This is a genomic window from Limnoraphis robusta CS-951 (assembly GCF_000972705.2).
In genome coordinates, this window is record NZ_LATL02000253.1 from 35,827 (window position 1) to 53,247 (window position 17,421).

The 17,421-nt window shown below is 42.0% G+C and carries 13 protein-coding genes; 5 read left to right on the plus strand and 8 right to left on the minus strand.

Features of this window, described 5'->3' with window-relative positions; genetic code table 11:
• The first annotated feature begins 72 nt into the window (after positions 1–72).
• On the plus strand, positions 73–996 hold the full coding sequence (locus WN50_RS21535; protein ID WP_049560224.1) for an alpha-1,2-fucosyltransferase: 924 nt from the start codon (positions 73–75) through the stop codon (positions 994–996).
• Here WN50_RS21535 and WN50_RS21540 read toward each other — a convergent pair.
• Positions 986–2,338, minus strand: coding sequence for an O-antigen ligase family protein (locus tag WN50_RS21540; protein ID WP_049560680.1), 1,353 nt, complete (start codon positions 2,336–2,338; stop codon positions 986–988). The two genes, WN50_RS21535 and WN50_RS21540, sit on opposite strands and share 11 nt — an antisense overlap.
• A 105-nt stretch (positions 2,339–2,443) precedes the next feature.
• Here WN50_RS21540 and WN50_RS21545 point away from each other — a divergent pair, with 105 nt between their 5' ends.
• A complete protein-coding gene (locus WN50_RS21545; RefSeq protein WP_046276974.1) occupies positions 2,444–3,922 on the plus strand; it encodes an SLBB domain-containing protein in 1,479 nt (492 codons plus the stop codon).
• A gap of 71 nt (positions 3,923–3,993) precedes the next feature.
• The gene (locus tag WN50_RS21550) at positions 3,994–6,246 is read left to right on the plus strand and encodes a GumC family protein (protein WP_049560682.1); all 2,253 of its coding nucleotides are present in this window, start codon (positions 3,994–3,996) and stop codon (positions 6,244–6,246) included.
• A 31-nt stretch (positions 6,247–6,277) separates the two neighbouring features.
• Here the strand turns inward: WN50_RS21550 and WN50_RS21555 are convergent, their stop codons facing one another.
• From WN50_RS21555 to WN50_RS21580, 6 genes are all read right to left on the minus strand, one after another.
• Positions 6,278–6,994 (minus strand): 4'-phosphopantetheinyl transferase family protein, encoded by a 717-nt coding sequence (locus WN50_RS21555; protein ID WP_046278035.1) that lies wholly within the window; start codon positions 6,992–6,994, stop codon positions 6,278–6,280.
• Positions 6,991–9,213: a GumC family protein gene (locus WN50_RS21560; RefSeq protein ID WP_046278034.1), complete on the minus strand. Its 2,223-nt coding sequence runs from the start codon at positions 9,211–9,213 to the stop codon at positions 6,991–6,993. Before WN50_RS21560 ends, WN50_RS21555 begins: the two co-directional genes overlap by 4 nt.
• A 98-nt stretch (positions 9,214–9,311) precedes the next feature.
• Entirely contained in the window at positions 9,312–10,952 is a 1,641-nt protein-coding gene (locus WN50_RS21565; RefSeq protein ID WP_046278033.1) for an SLBB domain-containing protein, read from the minus strand.
• Between the two features lie 402 nt (positions 10,953–11,354).
• Positions 11,355–12,143: a cyanoexosortase B system-associated protein gene (locus WN50_RS21570; RefSeq protein ID WP_046278032.1), complete on the minus strand. Its 789-nt coding sequence runs from the start codon at positions 12,141–12,143 to the stop codon at positions 11,355–11,357.
• Positions 12,144–12,204: 61 nt separating this feature from the next.
• The gene (gene crtB, locus WN50_RS21575) at positions 12,205–13,089 is read right to left on the minus strand and encodes a cyanoexosortase B (protein ID WP_046278036.1); all 885 of its coding nucleotides are present in this window, start codon (positions 13,087–13,089) and stop codon (positions 12,205–12,207) included.
• Positions 13,090–13,245: 156 nt separating this feature from the next.
• The gene (locus WN50_RS21580; protein WP_046280938.1) at positions 13,246–14,391 is read right to left on the minus strand and encodes a DegT/DnrJ/EryC1/StrS family aminotransferase; all 1,146 of its coding nucleotides are present in this window, start codon (positions 14,389–14,391) and stop codon (positions 13,246–13,248) included.
• Positions 14,392–14,773: 382 nt separating this feature from the next.
• On the opposite strand from WN50_RS21580, the gene WN50_RS21585 reads away from it, so the two are divergent.
• On the plus strand, positions 14,774–15,151 hold the full coding sequence (locus WN50_RS21585) for a rhodanese-like domain-containing protein (protein ID WP_063847412.1): 378 nt from the start codon (positions 14,774–14,776) through the stop codon (positions 15,149–15,151).
• Positions 15,152–15,439: 288 nt separating this feature from the next.
• Positions 15,440–15,796 carry a peptidoglycan-binding domain-containing protein gene (locus tag WN50_RS21590; RefSeq protein ID WP_046280937.1) on the plus strand — a complete coding sequence of 119 codons (357 nt, stop codon included), beginning with the start codon at positions 15,440–15,442 and terminating at the stop codon, positions 15,794–15,796.
• Positions 15,797–16,227: 431 nt separating this feature from the next.
• Here WN50_RS21590 and WN50_RS21595 read toward each other — a convergent pair whose 3' ends face one another.
• The gene (locus WN50_RS21595) at positions 16,228–16,890 is read right to left on the minus strand and encodes an MOSC domain-containing protein (protein ID WP_046280936.1); all 663 of its coding nucleotides are present in this window, start codon (positions 16,888–16,890) and stop codon (positions 16,228–16,230) included.
• Between the last annotated feature and the right edge of the window lie 531 nt (positions 16,891–17,421).

Sequence of the window (17,421 nt, forward strand, 5' to 3'; positions counted from 1 at the left end):
AACTTAGACATAATAAACAGAGTATGACTTTTCTGTGAAGTTTTTTGTTAAGATACTTTACACAATCAAACCATGATGATCATCACTCTAAAATATGGACAGCTTGGCAATCGATTGATTTTATTTTCACATTTAATCGCATTTGCTCACGCCCATAAAATCACCTTAGCTAATCTGGCGTTTGATGAATACGCTGATTTATTTCAACCCACCAGTCGCGACTTATTTTGCCGTTATCCGCCTCATCCTTCTCAGGGGAAACCGAACCGAATTCTACGCCAATTAATCGGTCGTTGGGCTAATTCTTTCGTGATACTGATGAGTAAAATCAAAGGGTTGAATCGGGGTTTAAAGATTCTTAGAATTGATTCCCAACAGGATTGTTTACTCGATAGTGATGAGTTTCTCAGTCAATTTGATCACCAGAAAACCTACTGCATTCAAGGATTTCGCTTTCGAGATGAATCTAACTTAATCAAATATGCTGATCAGGTTAGAGACTATTTTACACCCGTTGAGCATCATCAGAACAATATTAAAACATTAATTTCAGAGATTCGATCTCAGTGTCAAATATTAGTTGGGGTGCATATTCGTCATGGCGACTATCAACAGCATCGAGGCGGTGAATTCTTTTTTACCGTTGAACAGTATGTACAAGTCATGCAGAACGTTACACAGTTATTTCCTCAACAAAAAGTCGGATTTTTAGTCTGTTCAGATTCTCAACATAACCTCAAACAGTTTGCCCCTCTAAACGTCTTCTTTGGAACGAATCATTTATTAGAAGACCTTTATGCTTTAGCCGCTTGTGACTCCTTAATTGGGCCGATGAGTACCTATTCAACATGGGCATCTTTTTATGGGAAAGTTCCCCTGTATAGAATTTATAATCCAGAGGAAAACTTAAGTTTGAGTTTGGAACAGTTTAAAATTTATGTTCCAGGAATGGACTACAAATATCCCCAAGGTTTAACGTTGGAGACTAAGGGGTAAGTTCTCTTTCTTTTTTCAGTTCTTCGTGAATATGATTGAGTTTGACCGTGAATAACACATAATAAAACCAGACAAAGTTAGCATCAAAAAGTCGGCTTTCAGTTATATTCTGAAACAGCAAATATCCCATAAAAATAGTAGGGAGTAAAGACTCTAGTCTTTTGCTTTGAGTTAATAGCATGGAACCCAAAAGAAGATTTCTAAAAAAAGACAAAATAAACAAAGATAAGCCAATATACCCTAAGTCTAGACCAATCTCAATAAAGCCATTATGAGCATGAGGCGGCTTAAACCCATTCGGTGTAATAACGCCTGCGGCGGGGTTATAAACCCCCCGCCAAGGTTGCCAAAAGTTATGGTATCCATAACCCAAAACAGGTCTTTGATTAATCGCATCAATTAGCATTGGCCAAAATTCCGTTCGTCCCGTTAAAGTTGGATCTTTACCCAAACTACTGAGAACACTCACCCAATTTTCTGTTAGTAAAATCATAATCACAATTCCCAAGACTAAAAAAAGCACAATAGCGGTAAAAGCTTGCTGAAAAGTGAGACTTTTTAAGACTCTCAGCAATCCAATCATCATCAGCATCAACATCGCCGTCACAAAAGCACCCGCAGAGTTTGCCATTTGTAAAATAAAAAACGAAAAAGCAGCCATTCCCCAAGATAACCCCGGATATTTGGGTTTATTTAAAGCATCAATCGTCCAAATTAAAACACTTAAAGCCATAATAATGGCGAGAAAATTGGGATGAATTGCAATCCCTTTCCAGCCTTTTTCATGGATTCCAATACTGGGCTTTGCCAGCGCATAAAAAGCACTTAAAAACGCAACTATTGTATGAGAGATTCGCATGAGAGACGAAATTTTTTGTAAACTGTATCGCCGACTGATATGAGCCGCTAAACTACTGAGAAACAAAATAACAAGAGTCGCTCGTAACGTCTTTTCAGTTTCATAAGCCCAAAACGTTGAACAAACGGCTAAAATTATTAAAGTTCCTAAAAACGGATCTTTTAGAATTGAGAGGGTATGCTCTAAATATTTGTGATAATATAAATGTAAAAGAATAAACGAAGAACCATAAAAAGCCATGACAATAATTCCGGTAGCAGAAGCCAAGGTAAAAACCGGATTAGACAAAACACTTAAATCAAACTTGTTGAACGGGAAAATAACCAGTTTAGGAACTAAACACAGAAAAAAGATCGTAAAAATATCTCCGAAGAGAAAACTAACTTTTTTAGAACTCGACAAATGAAAAGCCAATAACGCATAAATAATCACAACCCCTAAAATCAAAGGCAAAAAAATAGGATCAAAAAGAATCTGTTTCATAAGATTAAGATTATGCAGTTCTAGAGGAGAGACGGTGCAACTCAAGAAAAAACTAGATTAAGATATAGAAATAAAGCCTCATATATTTTGAAAAAAGATGTCTCTATGGTTAGCCTAAAGACTCCCTACAAAATGACCCGAGTGATCGTTAACCTCTCTCTAATCATACTGACAACTGTCGGGGGGCATCTAAGCGGTTCTACTCAATCCCTACCTCAACCGAGTCAAACTGTATCCGAGTCGGACAATAATCTAACTGTCCTTGAACCTGCCTACATTTTAGGAATAGGTGATTTTATTTCTGTTAAAATTTTTGACGCTGAAGATTTCAGTGGAGAAGCTCAGGTGATTGCGGATGGAACCCTACAACTCCCCTACATCAAGAGATTATACGTTCAAGGGAGTACCCTAGAGCAAGTGACTCGGATGATTGAAACAGAATATGCTCGTATCCTCAAACATCCCTTAATCACCGTTACCCTCACTAAACCTCGGCCTATAAAAATCGCCGTTTCAGGAGAAGTCTCTCGTCCGGGGTTCTACATCTTGACCCTGTTTGACCCGGAGTCCCGTCAACCTGAACTGCGTTATCCCACCCTAGCAGAAGCCATTCAAAAAGCCGGAGGAGTAACATTATCAGCCGATATCCGTCAAATTCAGCTTCGTAGACCTCAACCTTCAGGGGGTGAACAAATCATCGCCATTAATTTTTGGGAGTTTCTTCAGAATGGGGATACTCGTTCTAATATAACCCTACGAGATGGAGACACGATTATTATTCCAGCGACCACCCATTTTAATCAAGCAGAAGTTCGTCAGGTTGCCAACAGTAACTTAGCGATCTCAGCCGATGCCGCTCATAATATTATTGTCGTTGGACAAGTGAACCGTCCGGGGAACTATGTCTTAATTGGGGGCGATGCCAATACTGAAAGTCCGGGCGGATACGCCACCGTCACTTGGGCTATTCGACAAGCCGGAGGAATTACAGAACAAGCCGATATTCGTCAAATTCAACTTTATCGCATCACCCAAGCCGGAACCCAACAGATTATCCCCGTCAATTTATGGGAACTCTTGCAAACAGGCGACCTCAACAAAGACCCCTTCTTACAAGATGGAGACACCATTGTTATTCCGCAAGCAACAACTGTTGATTTAACCGAAATTACACCAATCGCTCGGGCCAGTTTTTCCCCTGCTACAATTAGGGTGAGTGTAGTCGGAGAAATTAGAAATCCCGGTGTCGGTACAATTGACGTAGCCCCAGATACAACATTGAACCAAGCCTTACTCAAAGCAGGTGGATTTAATCCCAGATCAAGCCGACAGTTCGTGGATTTGATTCGCCTCAACCCCGATGGTACAATATCTCAGCGAACGATAGCCATTGATTTTTCTGCCAGTCCGAATGAACAAAACAATCCTCTACTTCGCAATAACGACATCATTGTTGTCGAACGTTCTGGTTTAGCAAAGTTTTCAGATCGGACGAGTTTACTTCTAACTCCAACAGGTAGTTTCATCAATCAAGCCCTATCTATTTTTCGACTTCTGGAGGTTATCGAAGGGTTCCAAGATTAATTGAAATCTCAAGCTGATAGAGGCTCTTCACTTCAATTAAAAATAATTGCTATAAAAAATCAATCAAAATCATGGACACTGAACGAGATTTACAACGATTTTTAGTCCAAAATAACGGGAAGCTTAATCCCGAAATGAATCAAGGATTTTCAGGAGAAGTTCAAGATCAAGATGAAGAACGACTAGATATCGGCTGGGTCTTTGCCGTTTTCCGACGACGCTTACCAATCATGTTATTTGTAATCCTGACTCTGAGCGGGGCTTTAGGAAGTTTAATCGTTTTGAAATCTCGCCAAGTTATTCCGAAATACCAAGGAGCATTTCAACTATTAATAGAACCCGTCACGGTAGAAGGTCAGTTTGCCCAAAAATATCTATCTGCTCAAGCTGGAGGTGTAGATATTAATCGAATTCAAGTGAATAATAGTTTAGTCGATTATGAAAGTCTCATTCGAGTTTTGAAAAGTCCTAGTTTAATGGAACCTGTTGTAGAGGAAATCAAACAACGTTATCCAAATTTGAGTTCCCGTTCCTTCCTGTCTAGCCTAGAAATTGGTCGGATCATGTATGAAAAAGATTCAAAAGAAGAAGGAACAAAACTGATCAAAGTTAGCTATCAGGATTCAGACCCTGAAAAAATCCAATTTATTTTAGATCAAATTTCAGAAGCTTATTTGAATTATAGTTTACAAGAACGTTTAACCAGTATTAATCAGGGACTAGAATTTATAAATAAACAGTTACCGATGTTAGAAGCACGATATAATAATATACAAAAACAAATTAAAATATTTCGCCAAGAAGCCAATCTAATTAATCCCGACAATAAAGATCGAGAACTCGCAATTGCAGCCCGAAACCTGCAAGAACAAATCGTAAACAACCAATCCGAACTCGCCGAAAAAAGAGTTTGGGCTGAAGTTCTGCAACAACAATACGCCCAAGGAAACTATGCCGAAATTTTAGGAAATGACACAGGCTCTTATTCTTGGTTAATCAAGCAATACTACGACACCGAAGCCGAGATCATCCAAGAATCAAAGCGACTCCGTGAAGACAGTCTTCCCATGCAGCTACTACGAGAAAAGCAGCAAAAGATGCAATCACTTCTACAACAAGAAGCTCAAAAAGTTATAGACAGTACCCTCGGACGTATAGAAGCACTAGAAGCCCGAGTTAATGTCTTGCAGGAGGCTCAAAATCAACTCAACCAACGAATACAAGAACTCCCGGCTTTAGCAAACCGAGAAGCCGAATTACAACAACAACTTCTAGTCGCTTCAGAAACCCTCACAGAATTTCTTGAAAAACGAGAAGCCCTCGGTATTGACGCCGCTCAACAACAAATTCCCTGGCATCTGGTTTCCCCTCCCTCGGTATCGATAGATGACTCTGGAAAACCCATCTCAATTACCGTTAGTAGTACAAAACGTCAACTCGCGATCGCAGTCGTCTTGAGTACCTTGCTCGGAATTGGCATTGGCTTCATCATAGACGTCTTGATCACCGTATTCCACACACCCGACGAAATTAAATCAAACACTAAATTACCCGTTTTAGGCGTTATTCCCCTTTCCAAACACTTCAAAAAAGTCGCCCAAAAATCCAAAACTTTTATTCCCATCGGCTCAGTCGCCAGTTTAACCCCTGTCGTTGATCGCCACTCAGCCCCCGTCAACCCTCAAGTCCATCAATACTATACAGCTTCCCCAGTTTCAGAAGCCTTTCGCTCCCTCTATGCCAATATCTGTTTACTCAGTTCTAACAAACCCTTACGCTCTATCACCATCAGTTCAGCGACTCCAGGAGATGGTAAATCAACCATTGCTATTCATCTGGCTCAAACCGCCGCTTTTATGGGTCAGCGTGTCCTCCTGGTTGACGCAGACCTACGCAATCCCCAAATTCATCATAAACTCGGTTTACCCAATTTACGAGGCTTTCGAGATGCCATTACCAGCGATCTCAGTCTCAATGATGCCATTCAGCGATTCTCCTTCCGAGACGCTATGCGATCGCCTCAAGATGATAACCTATTCGTCCTCACCGCCGGACAAATTCCCCCCGATCCCGTACAAGTCCTCTCCGCCAAAAAAAGACAATACCTGATGGAACAATTTCGGGCATTCTTTGATTTAGTTATTTACGACACACCCGCCGTCACAGGTTTAGCAGATGCCAGTTTAATCGCCGCTCAAACCGATGGTATTATTTTAGTCGTTGGCATCAAAAAAACCAACCGTTCCGCCCTGCTAAAATCCCTAGAAGGACTCAACCTCAGTAACTCTGTTTTGGGGTTAGTCGCTAACCGCATGAGACGCTAAATGAAATTTCCCGATCCGGTTTTCCCTTTTGCTACAACATTTTAATCGGACGAATATTGCAGTCTTTTCCCTCCACTGCGATCGCCGCACAATAGTCTTCACCCAAATCTAGAGGTTGCAGCAACCAATCACAACCTGTATTATGAATCTCTAAACTCTCAGCAGACTCTAACTCCGATAACGAAATTTCCACCGCCTCTAACCCCGCTAACCCTTCCCCCGTCGCCTTCAAATACGCCTCTTTTGCTGTCCACAACTGAAAAAATCCCCTCAATTGTTCCATTCCTTGCGATGTACTCAACAGCGAATATTCCGACTCCCGAAAAAACCGCTTCGCCAGGGATAATACCTCAATAGGACGAATATATTCAACATCAATTCCCACTCGACGGTTTAATGCGATCGCCAACAATGCCTTATCCTCAGAATGAGAGACATTAAACTTAATACCCGTTGAATTTGCCTTTAAAAAAGGCTTTCCCCGTTCACTATAACTAAACTCAACTTCAGACGGTGACACCCCCAAATAACCCGCCAAAATCATTCTCAGAACCCCCCTCGCCCCGACAAACCGAACGTGATCCCGTTTTTGGCGATAACGTCTGGCTCGTTCTTGTTCATCGGGGGAAAGGACTTGCTCAAATTCCTCCAGGTGTTCACTGAGTAACCCGAACTCAGCCTGCCAAACCTCAACCCCATCCGTTGAGAGATCATACACCTTCGCAGGTCGATGCCAAATCAAATTCATCGTTTAACCTTTGAGGGTAACTGGCGTACTGTCTGGGACTGGGAAGGGAGCGTCGGTTGATACAAGGGAGCGTCTACAGCCTGTTTGCTCTGATCTATAGGTTCATCAAACCATTCAACCGCAATATCCGCATCATTAATCATTGCACCCAACAGACGCGGACGGTATTTTGTTGAGCCTTCATCCTCATCGACTTCTGTCAACTGCTCCGCTAGTTCTCCTAGCTGACCCGATAGCGTATAGCTTGGACGAGCCACTAAAATTAAACCATCCGTTGAAGGTTCAAGCGTCAAAGCATCGTTATTAGAACTCAGAGAAGGAACATCAATAATCACCATATCAAAGCGATAACGAACTTCTGCCAGTAAACGTTTCATCTCGCTCGACTCCAAAACCCTAGCCGCTTGTCGCAATGGCCCCGGACTGGGAATCACATACAAATTCTCCACATCAGGAACCAGGCGAATACAATGATTAGCATCCCCGTAGTAGCGTAAAGGTTCAGTCCCACTCAACGGTTCTGGTGCCAATCTCAAAGATTCTACCTGAGAGGGCGATCGCAAATCTCCTTCAATTAACAACGTCCGTTTTCCCGCTCTAGCTGTAGCAATTGCCAAATTATAAGCACAGAACGTTTTTCCTTCCAACTCACCCGCACTGGTAATCAGTACCACTCTAGCGGGTTTTTCTCCTATTCGTTGTAAATTGCTGCGGACTTTTTCGTAATATTCTAAATAGGGAGAATGAGGTTTGAGCAATAGAGGCATCGCCTGAGATGATCCTTCTAACATCATCACATTCGGTAATAAACCCAACAACGGCACCTCTCGTTCTTGCAATGCGCCTTTGATTTCTTCCCAAGTGTAGAACTTGCCACTGAGCATTCCCAGAACAAAAATTAACACCGCTCCCCCTAAAACCCCAGCCAGTCCACCCCCGGCTAAAATCAGCGCCATACTGATCGCTTCTGGAACTTCTACATCCTTTGCATAAGCCTCTTGAGCCACCTTTAAACTACTAACGGTTTCCGCTTCTGCTGCTTGAGAGTCCACCAACTGAGCCTTCATCTTATCATGTAAGGCTTTTTTGTAGAGGAGTTCTTGTTCGAGGCGTTGCTTTTCTAACTGTTTATTGGGGAGAGTGGCATAACTTTCTCGCAGATCAACTTCGATTTTTTTGAGATTTTCTAATTGTTGTTGGAGTGTTTCTTTTTGGGTTTGCAAGGCTGTTAAATTTTGAGCCAATAGTTGGCGAGCCGGATCGAGAGAAGAATCTACCCTAATTTGATCCGCTTGTCTTAAAGGTGCCGCGACTCCATCTCCCCCCAACACTTCAGAGGCTCGTTCTTGTAATTGTCGTTCGGCGGCTTGTTTTTGTTTAATTAAAGCGGCAACTTGGGGATGTTCATCTCGATAATCTTGACGTAAAAGCCCAAGTTGAGACTCAATTTGATACAGTTGAACCCGTAACTGCGCGATAATCGGATCAGCCGTTAGGGCTTGAGAAACATAGGCTTGATCCACATTTAATCCGAGTCTCGACTGCAAACTTTTGATTTGTGCCGTCAGCGTTTCAATCTGAATTTGTACATCTTGTTGTTGTTTTTGATTGCCAACAATTGCTTCCGGTAAAACACCACTTTCTATCGCTAGTAAGGTTGCTCCCTCCCGTTTATCATATTGTTCTAAGTCTTGTTCGGCTTGTCGCAGTTCTTTTTCGACCGGACTCAAACGGGCTGTAACCGTATCAATAATATCCCGAAGCTGCTGAGTATTAATCAAGCGACTTTGTTCAATCATCTCCGTCATCATTATATTCACAATTTCGACGGCTCGTTCCCGGTTGGGATCAGTATAATTCACTTGAATAAAACTCGGTGCATCCACTTGATTCTTCACCGTCACCTTTAAACCATCTTTCAACTGTTTTGGAGTCACCTTGGTCTTCTCCAAAACTGTTTCAATAACTCGCGGTTGCAGTAACATTCCCTCATTAAGTTGCTGTCCTCTCTCGCGAATACTTTGACCCGTTTCTGAAAAAAGTACAGGTGGATTTTGATAGGTCAATACTCCGGTTGCAGTGTAAGGGGGTTTCTCTGGTGGTTCGAGAATCATGGCTACAGCCCCCGAAACGCCCAAAACCAGTATAAAAGTCGAAAATCCCGCCCATTTATACTGGTCAAAGGCAATCAGATATCGTTTAACAATCGGTAAAGTCATAAGGAATTTTTGTCTAAATAGAACATCAAATTAAAATCTACAAAAGTGTTGTTTTAGGAATATTTTTAACGGCTTTACTCCAAGAATAAAACTGATCATCAACGGCGATTTCCACTTCCCCCACTACTATTATTCGGCCCGAATAGCTCTTCCGCCGCATTGCTAATCTCTCTAAAAAACAGGAGAAAACCGAGAATATCCCGAAACGGCTGAGTAAAGCTATTGAGGAAATAACTCAAATTAGCCGAGAAATTGCGATCAATCACGATCACATCTTCATCTTGCAACAAAATATTATCGGTGGGATTACCTTGTAACACTTGTCTACCATTGAGTGTCCGGGTGATCGCTTTACCCGCTTGGGGATCAAAACGAATTAAGGTGATTTCATCCAACTTCGCCGTCGCTAAAGGAACGTTATTGAGAATATCGACAAAGGTACTGCCATTCGGTAACGTCACCGATCCCACTGCACCGCCCGCATTACTGAGAATTCGTATCGTAATCTGTTGATTAACCAATGTTGAATTCGCGACCAAAGTTCGATCATAATCTTGTTGATCCTGAATCGACAATTGCGGTACAATTACCGAATCCCCATTCGACAGCGCCACATTCGGTAAAGCCGTTGCCTCTTTTAACGGAGAATACAAATCAACCCGATCTTGAATCACTTGACCATCAATGGTCACACGACAGACAATCACCGATCGCAAATCTGCTGTTAAAGTTGCCCCTCCCGCCGCTAAAATCGCCGCAGACACCCGTCCTAGCCCTGCTGGTAAGGTGTAAAAACCCGGTTTGACCACCGCTCCCACTATGGTTACTTCCACAGGGGTAGGCGCTGCCGCTAAACTGTAGGACTCAACTATCTCCCGTTCTGGGCCTTGAGTGGGTAAGGTTTGTTGGGTGGGAACGAAGATAATATCTCGGTCTTCTAAACGAATATCTGGGGGAGCTAAACCCGAGACGAGAGGCGTCAATAAATCAATTTCTGCGGCTAGGGTTCTCCCATCAGGTAAAGCCCGCCGCAGTTGAACTGAACGTAAATCAGCATTGGCGCGAGTCCCCCCTGCGCTTGAGAGGGCGATCGCCAGTTGAGGGGTTCCCAAAGGATAAAAACCAGGTCGGGCGACTTGTCCAGTAACAGTGACTTGTACGGGGCGCTGTGCTAAAAGTGAGACGTTGACTAGGGGATTTTTCACATACTGATTTAAGCGATCGCGAATTTCCTGTTCTATTTCTCGTAAAAATAACCCCTCTAGTCTCACCGTGCCAATTAACGGGATAATCGTTGTTCCTTCCGGGCCTATCACCGCATTCGGAATGCTTAACTCTGTTGAACGTAAACCATTGACAAAGATATCAATAAAAATTTGATCTCCAGGCCCTAAACGGTAGCGTTCAATCTGATTTTCATTACCCCGTTCAAAATAGGATACATCCACCGGAACTAAATTCGGTTCAAGGACTCGTTCTACAGGTCGGCCGCCCGGTTGTTGAAATAATCCTAAAATTTCCGGCGTATTTTGCGGTTCCACACCCTCCAAAAGTTCGATCTTGCGCTCAACAAACTCTTGCGGTAAAACACATTTATCCGGGATTTGCTGCGCTTTGCTTTGGCGAACAAAAACAACGGTATTGACTCCCCCCAATAGTACCGTTAATCCTAGAGTCCAACTCCCCGAGTAAAGACCCGCTACTGTTACTGCAATAAATCGATCAATAGAATTAACCATCTAAGCCTCCCTTGGGTACTGCAACCATAATCAAAGATTTGGTTGTACGGGGAATCGGAGACGGGGTTTGTGTTATCATACTTTTATTCTCAAAGAAGGATCTACTGGTGGTCAGCCAGAAAGTTACGCCCTAACCTGAAACAACAGGTTTTTTAGGAGAAATGATTGTCGGAGCGATGATCAGCCGGGGAATCGACAGTTAAGGTCATTGTGCCTGAAAATCGAATGCAGGATTTGGAAACATTTCCTGAGAATCTGAAACTGTAATTTTTGATTCGGTTTTAGAGGTTCAAAAAACATTTTTTAGGGAGTAAACAGTTATCACTTAGGGCGGGTTTATATCAGTTGTCAGGAGGCGCGCCCCTACAAACTGTTCATTGGTGACTGTTTAATAATTACTGTTTACTGGTGACTGGTGAGCAGAAATGCTTCTGCCATCAATGCCGCTTGAACGGTTTGACTCAGAGAACTAGCCCTATCCTCTACTTTTTCTATTTTACCTAATGGTTCAATCGGAATTAACACGTTAACTGCTACCCAAGCCGCCCGTTGCTGGGATAATTGAGCCATGCGATCCGCCATAAACCAATGACTCGCGGCTGGACTACCACCATTAGGCCAAGCGTACCATTGCATTACTGCATAGGTTTGTTTTAAACGCTGTTTTTGGTAAAGTTCACAGAGTTGATCGGAGGAACAATCTTTCCACAATAAACTTAATAACGGGTTAGCCGCTTGCGTCCAACTGCGAAAAAAATGAGTGGTAAATTTTACAGAGGATGATTCTTCTTTAGACGGTTCAACGGTTAAGCGTAGACGACGTGAAGAATCCGTTTTCCACTGTTGAAATCCGTTGATATCCATCCATTCTACTTGCGGTCTATCTTTATAATACTTCTGAACCAGCATGACTAAAATAGCCGTTTGATTATCCTGTTCAACCGTTTGAATTAACCACTCTTGACCCCGAATTTTCATCAGTTTTTGTTCGAGGGTTTTCCATCCGGCTAAATCTAAACCCTGTTTTCGGATTTGTTGCAATTGTGCTAAGGTTTGCAGTTGCGGTTGATCTGCCCAAGTCCATTTTCCCGTTAGATAACCCGGAATTGCTGCAACCATTAACAGCAAAAACAGAAAGATTAAAACAATAATTTTAGCCCATTTTTGGGGGAGTTTTTCTTTTACAACCATAGGTGATTTTTTGATTCATTCTGATGATTTTAGAGTTATTTATCTGGAAATTGATCACCGTTTAATCAGTCTCAGGTTCCGGTTCATTCGGAAAATAATTTTGTACCCAATTAATCAACACAACCAATAAACCCAACATCAAAGCTGAATAAAGATCACCCCCCCAACTATCATGCAGCCAGTGAAATAATCCATTTTGACCCGTACCATGAAACAGTGTAAGCAGCGTATTTCTAATAATATTAGCAACAACACTAATGGTAGCAGCACTCACTAAAAATAAAATGCTTTTTGTGCGATCTGATATTGTACCCGTCCAATACAACAGCATCAACCCAACGTACAAACTGGTAAATAACATCTTCAGTCCCGCACAATGAGGCGCAACTTCAACAATTTGTCCGTTCACAAATAGATAAACTTGTTCAACCGTAACATTCAAATTAAACTGTACTAAAATAAATCCGGCGACGGCTGCAATAAATTTTTGCAACGGAAATGCTAACGGTTCAATTAAATAAGGTAAATGAGTCGGAGTCGCCAAAGCCACAAAAATTAACGGCCATTTCTGCAACCTTAAACCCGCAATTCCTTTCAACCACAAACACAGTCCCCCTAACATCATCGGAAAGGAAAGATTGACTAAATCTGATAATCCTGACGCATAAAATAACCCCGAAATGATCACCAAAACTGCACCCGCAGGATGGCTAGTATTCGGAAGTTGACTCCATTGCGATCGCTGTGTCCAAGCAATATAAGCTGCAAACGGTAAACCAATTAAACCATGACTAAAATATTCATGTTCAATGCTGATACTTTTTTCAAGCCAACCATCATACCAATAAACTAACAGAGGAGCATACAGCAAGCCTAACAGTACCACAAGAGCGGCATTTAACACATATCGCTCAATTGCAATGGGAATTTTTCGTTGAATTTGCATCGTTCTTACTAACCCTGTATTTAATGCGTTCCGATCAAAAGTTTTCCCAAAAAATAGGTAAAAGGAAACAGGCACTCTTGGGGCGGGTTTATGTATGCTGTTTATGATCAACATAGATTTGGGCTGAACCCGCCCCTACACTGTAAAAGCTGTTTACTAATTAATCCCTAACACAGATTTAATAGATGCAACCACATGATTAATTTGCTCGTTCCTAAGTCCAGGATACATCGGCAGGGAGAGGATTTGACGACTGAGCATTTCCGCCATTGGGAAATCACCTTCAGAATACCCTAAATGTTGATAAGCAGGTTGCAGATGACAGGGAATTGGATAGTGAATTCCAGTTTGTACGCCCATCTCAGATAATTTCGCCTGTAAAGTATCGCGATCAACGACACATTCTTCTGTTACCCGCATCACATACAAATGATACACATGACCATCTTCGCATTGATTTTCGATCGGGATAATCCCCTTTTCCCGTAGAGGTAACAGCAGGGTATCATATTGTTCAGCCGCAAAATTGCGATCGCGATTCCAGCTTTCTAAATGAGGGAGTTTCACGTTTAAAATCGCTGCTTGTATTGTATCTAAACGGCTATTGGTTCCCAGTTCCATATGAACATATTTTTTCGGTGCGCCGTAATTTCTCAGGCTTTTCATTTTTTGCGCCACTTCTTGGCTGTGGGTAATCACCATTCCGCCATCCCCAAACGCACCGAGATTTTTGCTGGGATAGAAGCTAAACGCCGCCGCCATCCCGACTGAACCCGCTCGATAGCCCTCTCGTTGGGCGAGGTGGGCTTGGGCTGCATCTTCAAAGATCACTAAGTTATGGCTGTTCGCTAACTCGATCAAGCCGTGAGGCGAAACCATTTGACCGTAGAGATGAACGGGAAGGATTGCTTTTGTTTTAGCGGTAATTGCTTTTTGGGCAGCTTCTAGGTCAATTAAAGCCGTCTGAGGGTCACAATCAACCAGAATAGGAGTTGCCCCCGAGTGGATCACACCAATCGCAGTCGCAATGAAGGTATTAGCGGGTAAAATCACTTCATCACCTTGACCAATACCGATCGCTTGTAAGCCTAAAGCGATCGCATCGGTGCCACAGGCGACCCCGATACCATATTGCGCTCCACTAGCTTGAGCAAAAGCTGTTTCAAATTCTCCTAACACTTGACCGAGGACAAAATCTCCTTGATCAATAACGGCTTGTATTGCTTGTTCGATTTGAGATTGTATGGGTTGCTGTTGCAGCTTGAGATCAACAAAAGGAATAGAGCTTAAAGCGGTAGTCATCGTGAGTTTCCGTTGAGTTTTTATATAGTAAATAGAGGGGCCAGAATCGCCCAGAAGCTTTTAATTTTAGAGCGTTTTAGAGTGACGAGGCCGAGTGAGTCATCGCGATCGGTCTCCTGGCAGAATAGGAGTGAGTTGATTGGCAGCGACTCAGCAGATCTGGGCATGAATAGCATAGCTCAGGAAAACTTGGGATTTGTGTGATCTCAAGTCGCTGTGATTTTTCTACAGATATAGAGATATAGAGAAGACCTGCTGACTCTCTCTTTAGATATAAATTTATAATTTTCGTCAAGTTTTAGCAATAAAAATTTGCAATTTGTGAAATATTTAGTTACATTGAGAGTAATGATCTGATTCTGAATGTTGAGTATTTTTATCTATGAATATGTTTTCTAAGCTAATCCCCACTCCTGAACCGATCAAACCTAAATCTCGAGTTCAAGATTTGAAATCCCGTTTGGACTGGGGCGAACCTGCTTTAACCATCATTGATGTGCGAGGCTTAGAAGCCTTCAACGCTTGTCATATTCTCGGCGCCATTGGCATACCAATGGACAAATTGGTTGAGCGAGTACCGGAAACTTTGGAACCTGCTCGTGATATCTATCTTTATGCTGAAACTGAGGAAGAAACAGCACAAGCAGCAGCCCTACTCCGTGAAGCAGGTTATCTTCATGTTGCTGAGTTAATTGGTGGACTTGCAGCCTGGAGAGCAGTGGGTTATCCGGTTGAAGCAATTAGTGCGATCGTTACCTAAAATTCATTGGGTCTTCCTTCTAACAAAAATCCCAATAGCTGATTAGAGTCTTGCAGATAAGTTTCTGTAGGGCTTATTTTTTTATAGCAGTTCGCGCTGGTATATTTACAAATCTACGGCACGAAGAATAGCCAAAAGCCTGACTATACCGAACTTTTTCCCCCTCTTGCCTTTTGCCTCTTGCCTCTTGCCTAGCGCGAAGCGCTATAGCTCTGATAGCGGCGCATCCTACGAAGAGTTTTTCAAAGCAATAAATCAATCATTCATTCATCGAATGCCATCCTTTTATTGAGATATGGAATTGCCACTCCTAAAACTCTAGCACTCCTTGCTCTAACAAATGCGAACACTAGCCAAACTTCCCTAAAAACATCACTTTTAAAATTAGGAAGTCGCGGTTCTGAAGTGATCGAACTTCAGCAATATCTTCAAGTCATGGGATATTATAACAAACCCATTACAGGTTACTATGATCTTTCTACACAGCAAGCCGTCAAAGTCTTTCAAAGTGATGTTGGATTAAAACTCGATGGTATTGTTGGCTCCATGACTCAGGCTGCGATTGAATCTCAGTTCAACTCTCCCCCGGTTTCAAGTTCGATCTCAACTCCTTCATCTATACCAAGGCTCGGTGATTTTCGCTGAATGTATCCCTAAGAGCCGCTAAATCCGTAATTTCACGGGGTCATATCCGGATTTGTTTACATCTAAAAATCAAAAAAATCCGTAAAACTACTCTGGCTTTTTCAGGCTTTTTTGAGTTACTCTAAGAGTAGAGTTAATCCACTCAAATATCATCCAACTTCTTCGGACTTGCTGAGTTTTATTCAGTCAACCCTGAACTATTCAATCAATTAGGAGAACACCAAAATCATGGACCCGATCACCATCACTACCGCTATCAGTATTAGCCTTTTCGGATTGACTGGTATTGTTGTAATCTCATTGCTGTCCATTTATTTAGTGATCCTAGAAGTGGACAATCCATGAGACTAGAAAGAATAGCCTCAGCACTCCTGACAGAGTTACTGATCAAGGCTATGAAATGAAAGTTTGAGCAGGGGTTTATTAACGGATTAATATAAAGAGTTCAAGAGTTTTTCTTGCCAGTTAGCAGATAATAAAGGACAAGTTGCCAGTTGGCTTTTGACATATGAATCACAACAACGATTGTACATGATGTCATTAGCCTGAGCAACTGTCCACTCAGAAAAAGGGCGATCGCTTAATATGAGCGGTAAACCCGGTTCAACAAAACCTTCTTTTAATACTCGAAAATACCAACCTGTCCGTCCAGTTTTCTGCACTTGCAGGGCTAAATCTTCAATCCGCCAACGACGAGATAATTTCCAACAGGGTTTTCGAGGTTGAGACACCTGTATTTCCGCTTCACCCACTTGGTAAACATCACCAATACAAACCGATGTCTCAGTTTGTCCACTAATGGTAAAATTTTCACCAAATGCACCGTAGGGAAAATTAATTTTATTTAAACAATTTTTCCACCAGGGATAATGATCCGCAGCATAACCCAAAACTGCTTTATCAACACCTCCATGATTTTTGAGATCCGCTTGACCATCACCAACGAGGTGAGTTTTTCCAAGCCAAATTAATCCTTGAACGGATTCTTTAAAAAATCCTGTTGACCAAGGACGATCCATCGGATCAGTTGCTTCTTCTATACCAATTTGTTGCGGTAGACCGACTTGAATTGAATCGAGTTGAGGAATGAGCATATCTGTCGATTTTCAAATCCTTGTTATATTTTATATCAATCAGTCTATAAAAATCAAAATGATCAGGCGATTCGACAAAACCTTTCAAATCTCACCCAGAATTTGACTGATCCCGCCCAACCCTAACTTGATTAATAAACTCGCCTCTACATTGCATGGATTTTTTCCAATCTAACCGGGCAGGTTTATTAACGTTAATTCGGGGTTTTTTTGAGGATTGAGATAGAGGCAATCAGGATTAAGGCATTGACTCCTGGTTAAACTCTGGGGTGATTTGATGAATTCTCGATTTCAAGATTAAACTCTAAAGCGGAGACAGGCAACAGGGGAATTACTGAACTTTCAGAAGGTTTTGAGTTTAAAATGAAGATCATTGTCCCTATAAACACCAATCCTTGAAGTCAAACCCTTGATAGATGTGGGATTCCTTGATTTCAACTCAACTCATATCATGTCCGACTAATCAATAATGATTCTGTAGGGGCGGGTTCAGTCAATATCTTTAGCACTACTGAGAGATTGAGATAAACC

What these genes read in the sequence shown, in the direction of transcription:
- WN50_RS21570 (WP_046278032.1), bottom strand. Translation starts at nt 12,143, where the DNA reads ATGGTTGTAAAAGAAAAACTCCCCCAAAAATGGGCTAAAATTATTGTT.
- WN50_RS21535 (WP_049560224.1), top strand. Translation starts at nt 73, where the DNA reads ATGATGATCATCACTCTAAAATATGGACAGCTTGGCAATCGATTGATT.
- WN50_RS21595 (WP_046280936.1), bottom strand. Translation starts at nt 16,890, where the DNA reads ATGCTCATTCCTCAACTCGATTCAATTCAAGTCGGTCTACCGCAACAA.
- WN50_RS21580 (WP_046280938.1), bottom strand. Translation starts at nt 14,391, where the DNA reads ATGACTACCGCTTTAAGCTCTATTCCTTTTGTTGATCTCAAGCTGCAA.
- WN50_RS21550 (WP_049560682.1), top strand. Translation starts at nt 3,994, where the DNA reads ATGGACACTGAACGAGATTTACAACGATTTTTAGTCCAAAATAACGGG.
- WN50_RS21555 (WP_046278035.1), bottom strand. Translation starts at nt 6,994, where the DNA reads ATGAATTTGATTTGGCATCGACCTGCGAAGGTGTATGATCTCTCAACG.
- WN50_RS21540 (WP_049560680.1), bottom strand. Translation starts at nt 2,338, where the DNA reads ATGAAACAGATTCTTTTTGATCCTATTTTTTTGCCTTTGATTTTAGGG.
- WN50_RS21560 (WP_046278034.1), bottom strand. Translation starts at nt 9,213, where the DNA reads ATGACTTTACCGATTGTTAAACGATATCTGATTGCCTTTGACCAGTAT.
- WN50_RS21565 (WP_046278033.1), bottom strand. Translation starts at nt 10,952, where the DNA reads ATGGTTAATTCTATTGATCGATTTATTGCAGTAACAGTAGCGGGTCTT.
- WN50_RS21585 (WP_063847412.1), top strand. Translation starts at nt 14,774, where the DNA reads ATGAATATGTTTTCTAAGCTAATCCCCACTCCTGAACCGATCAAACCT.
- crtB (WP_046278036.1), bottom strand. Translation starts at nt 13,089, where the DNA reads ATGCAAATTCAACGAAAAATTCCCATTGCAATTGAGCGATATGTGTTA.
- WN50_RS21545 (WP_046276974.1), top strand. Translation starts at nt 2,444, where the DNA reads ATGGTTAGCCTAAAGACTCCCTACAAAATGACCCGAGTGATCGTTAAC.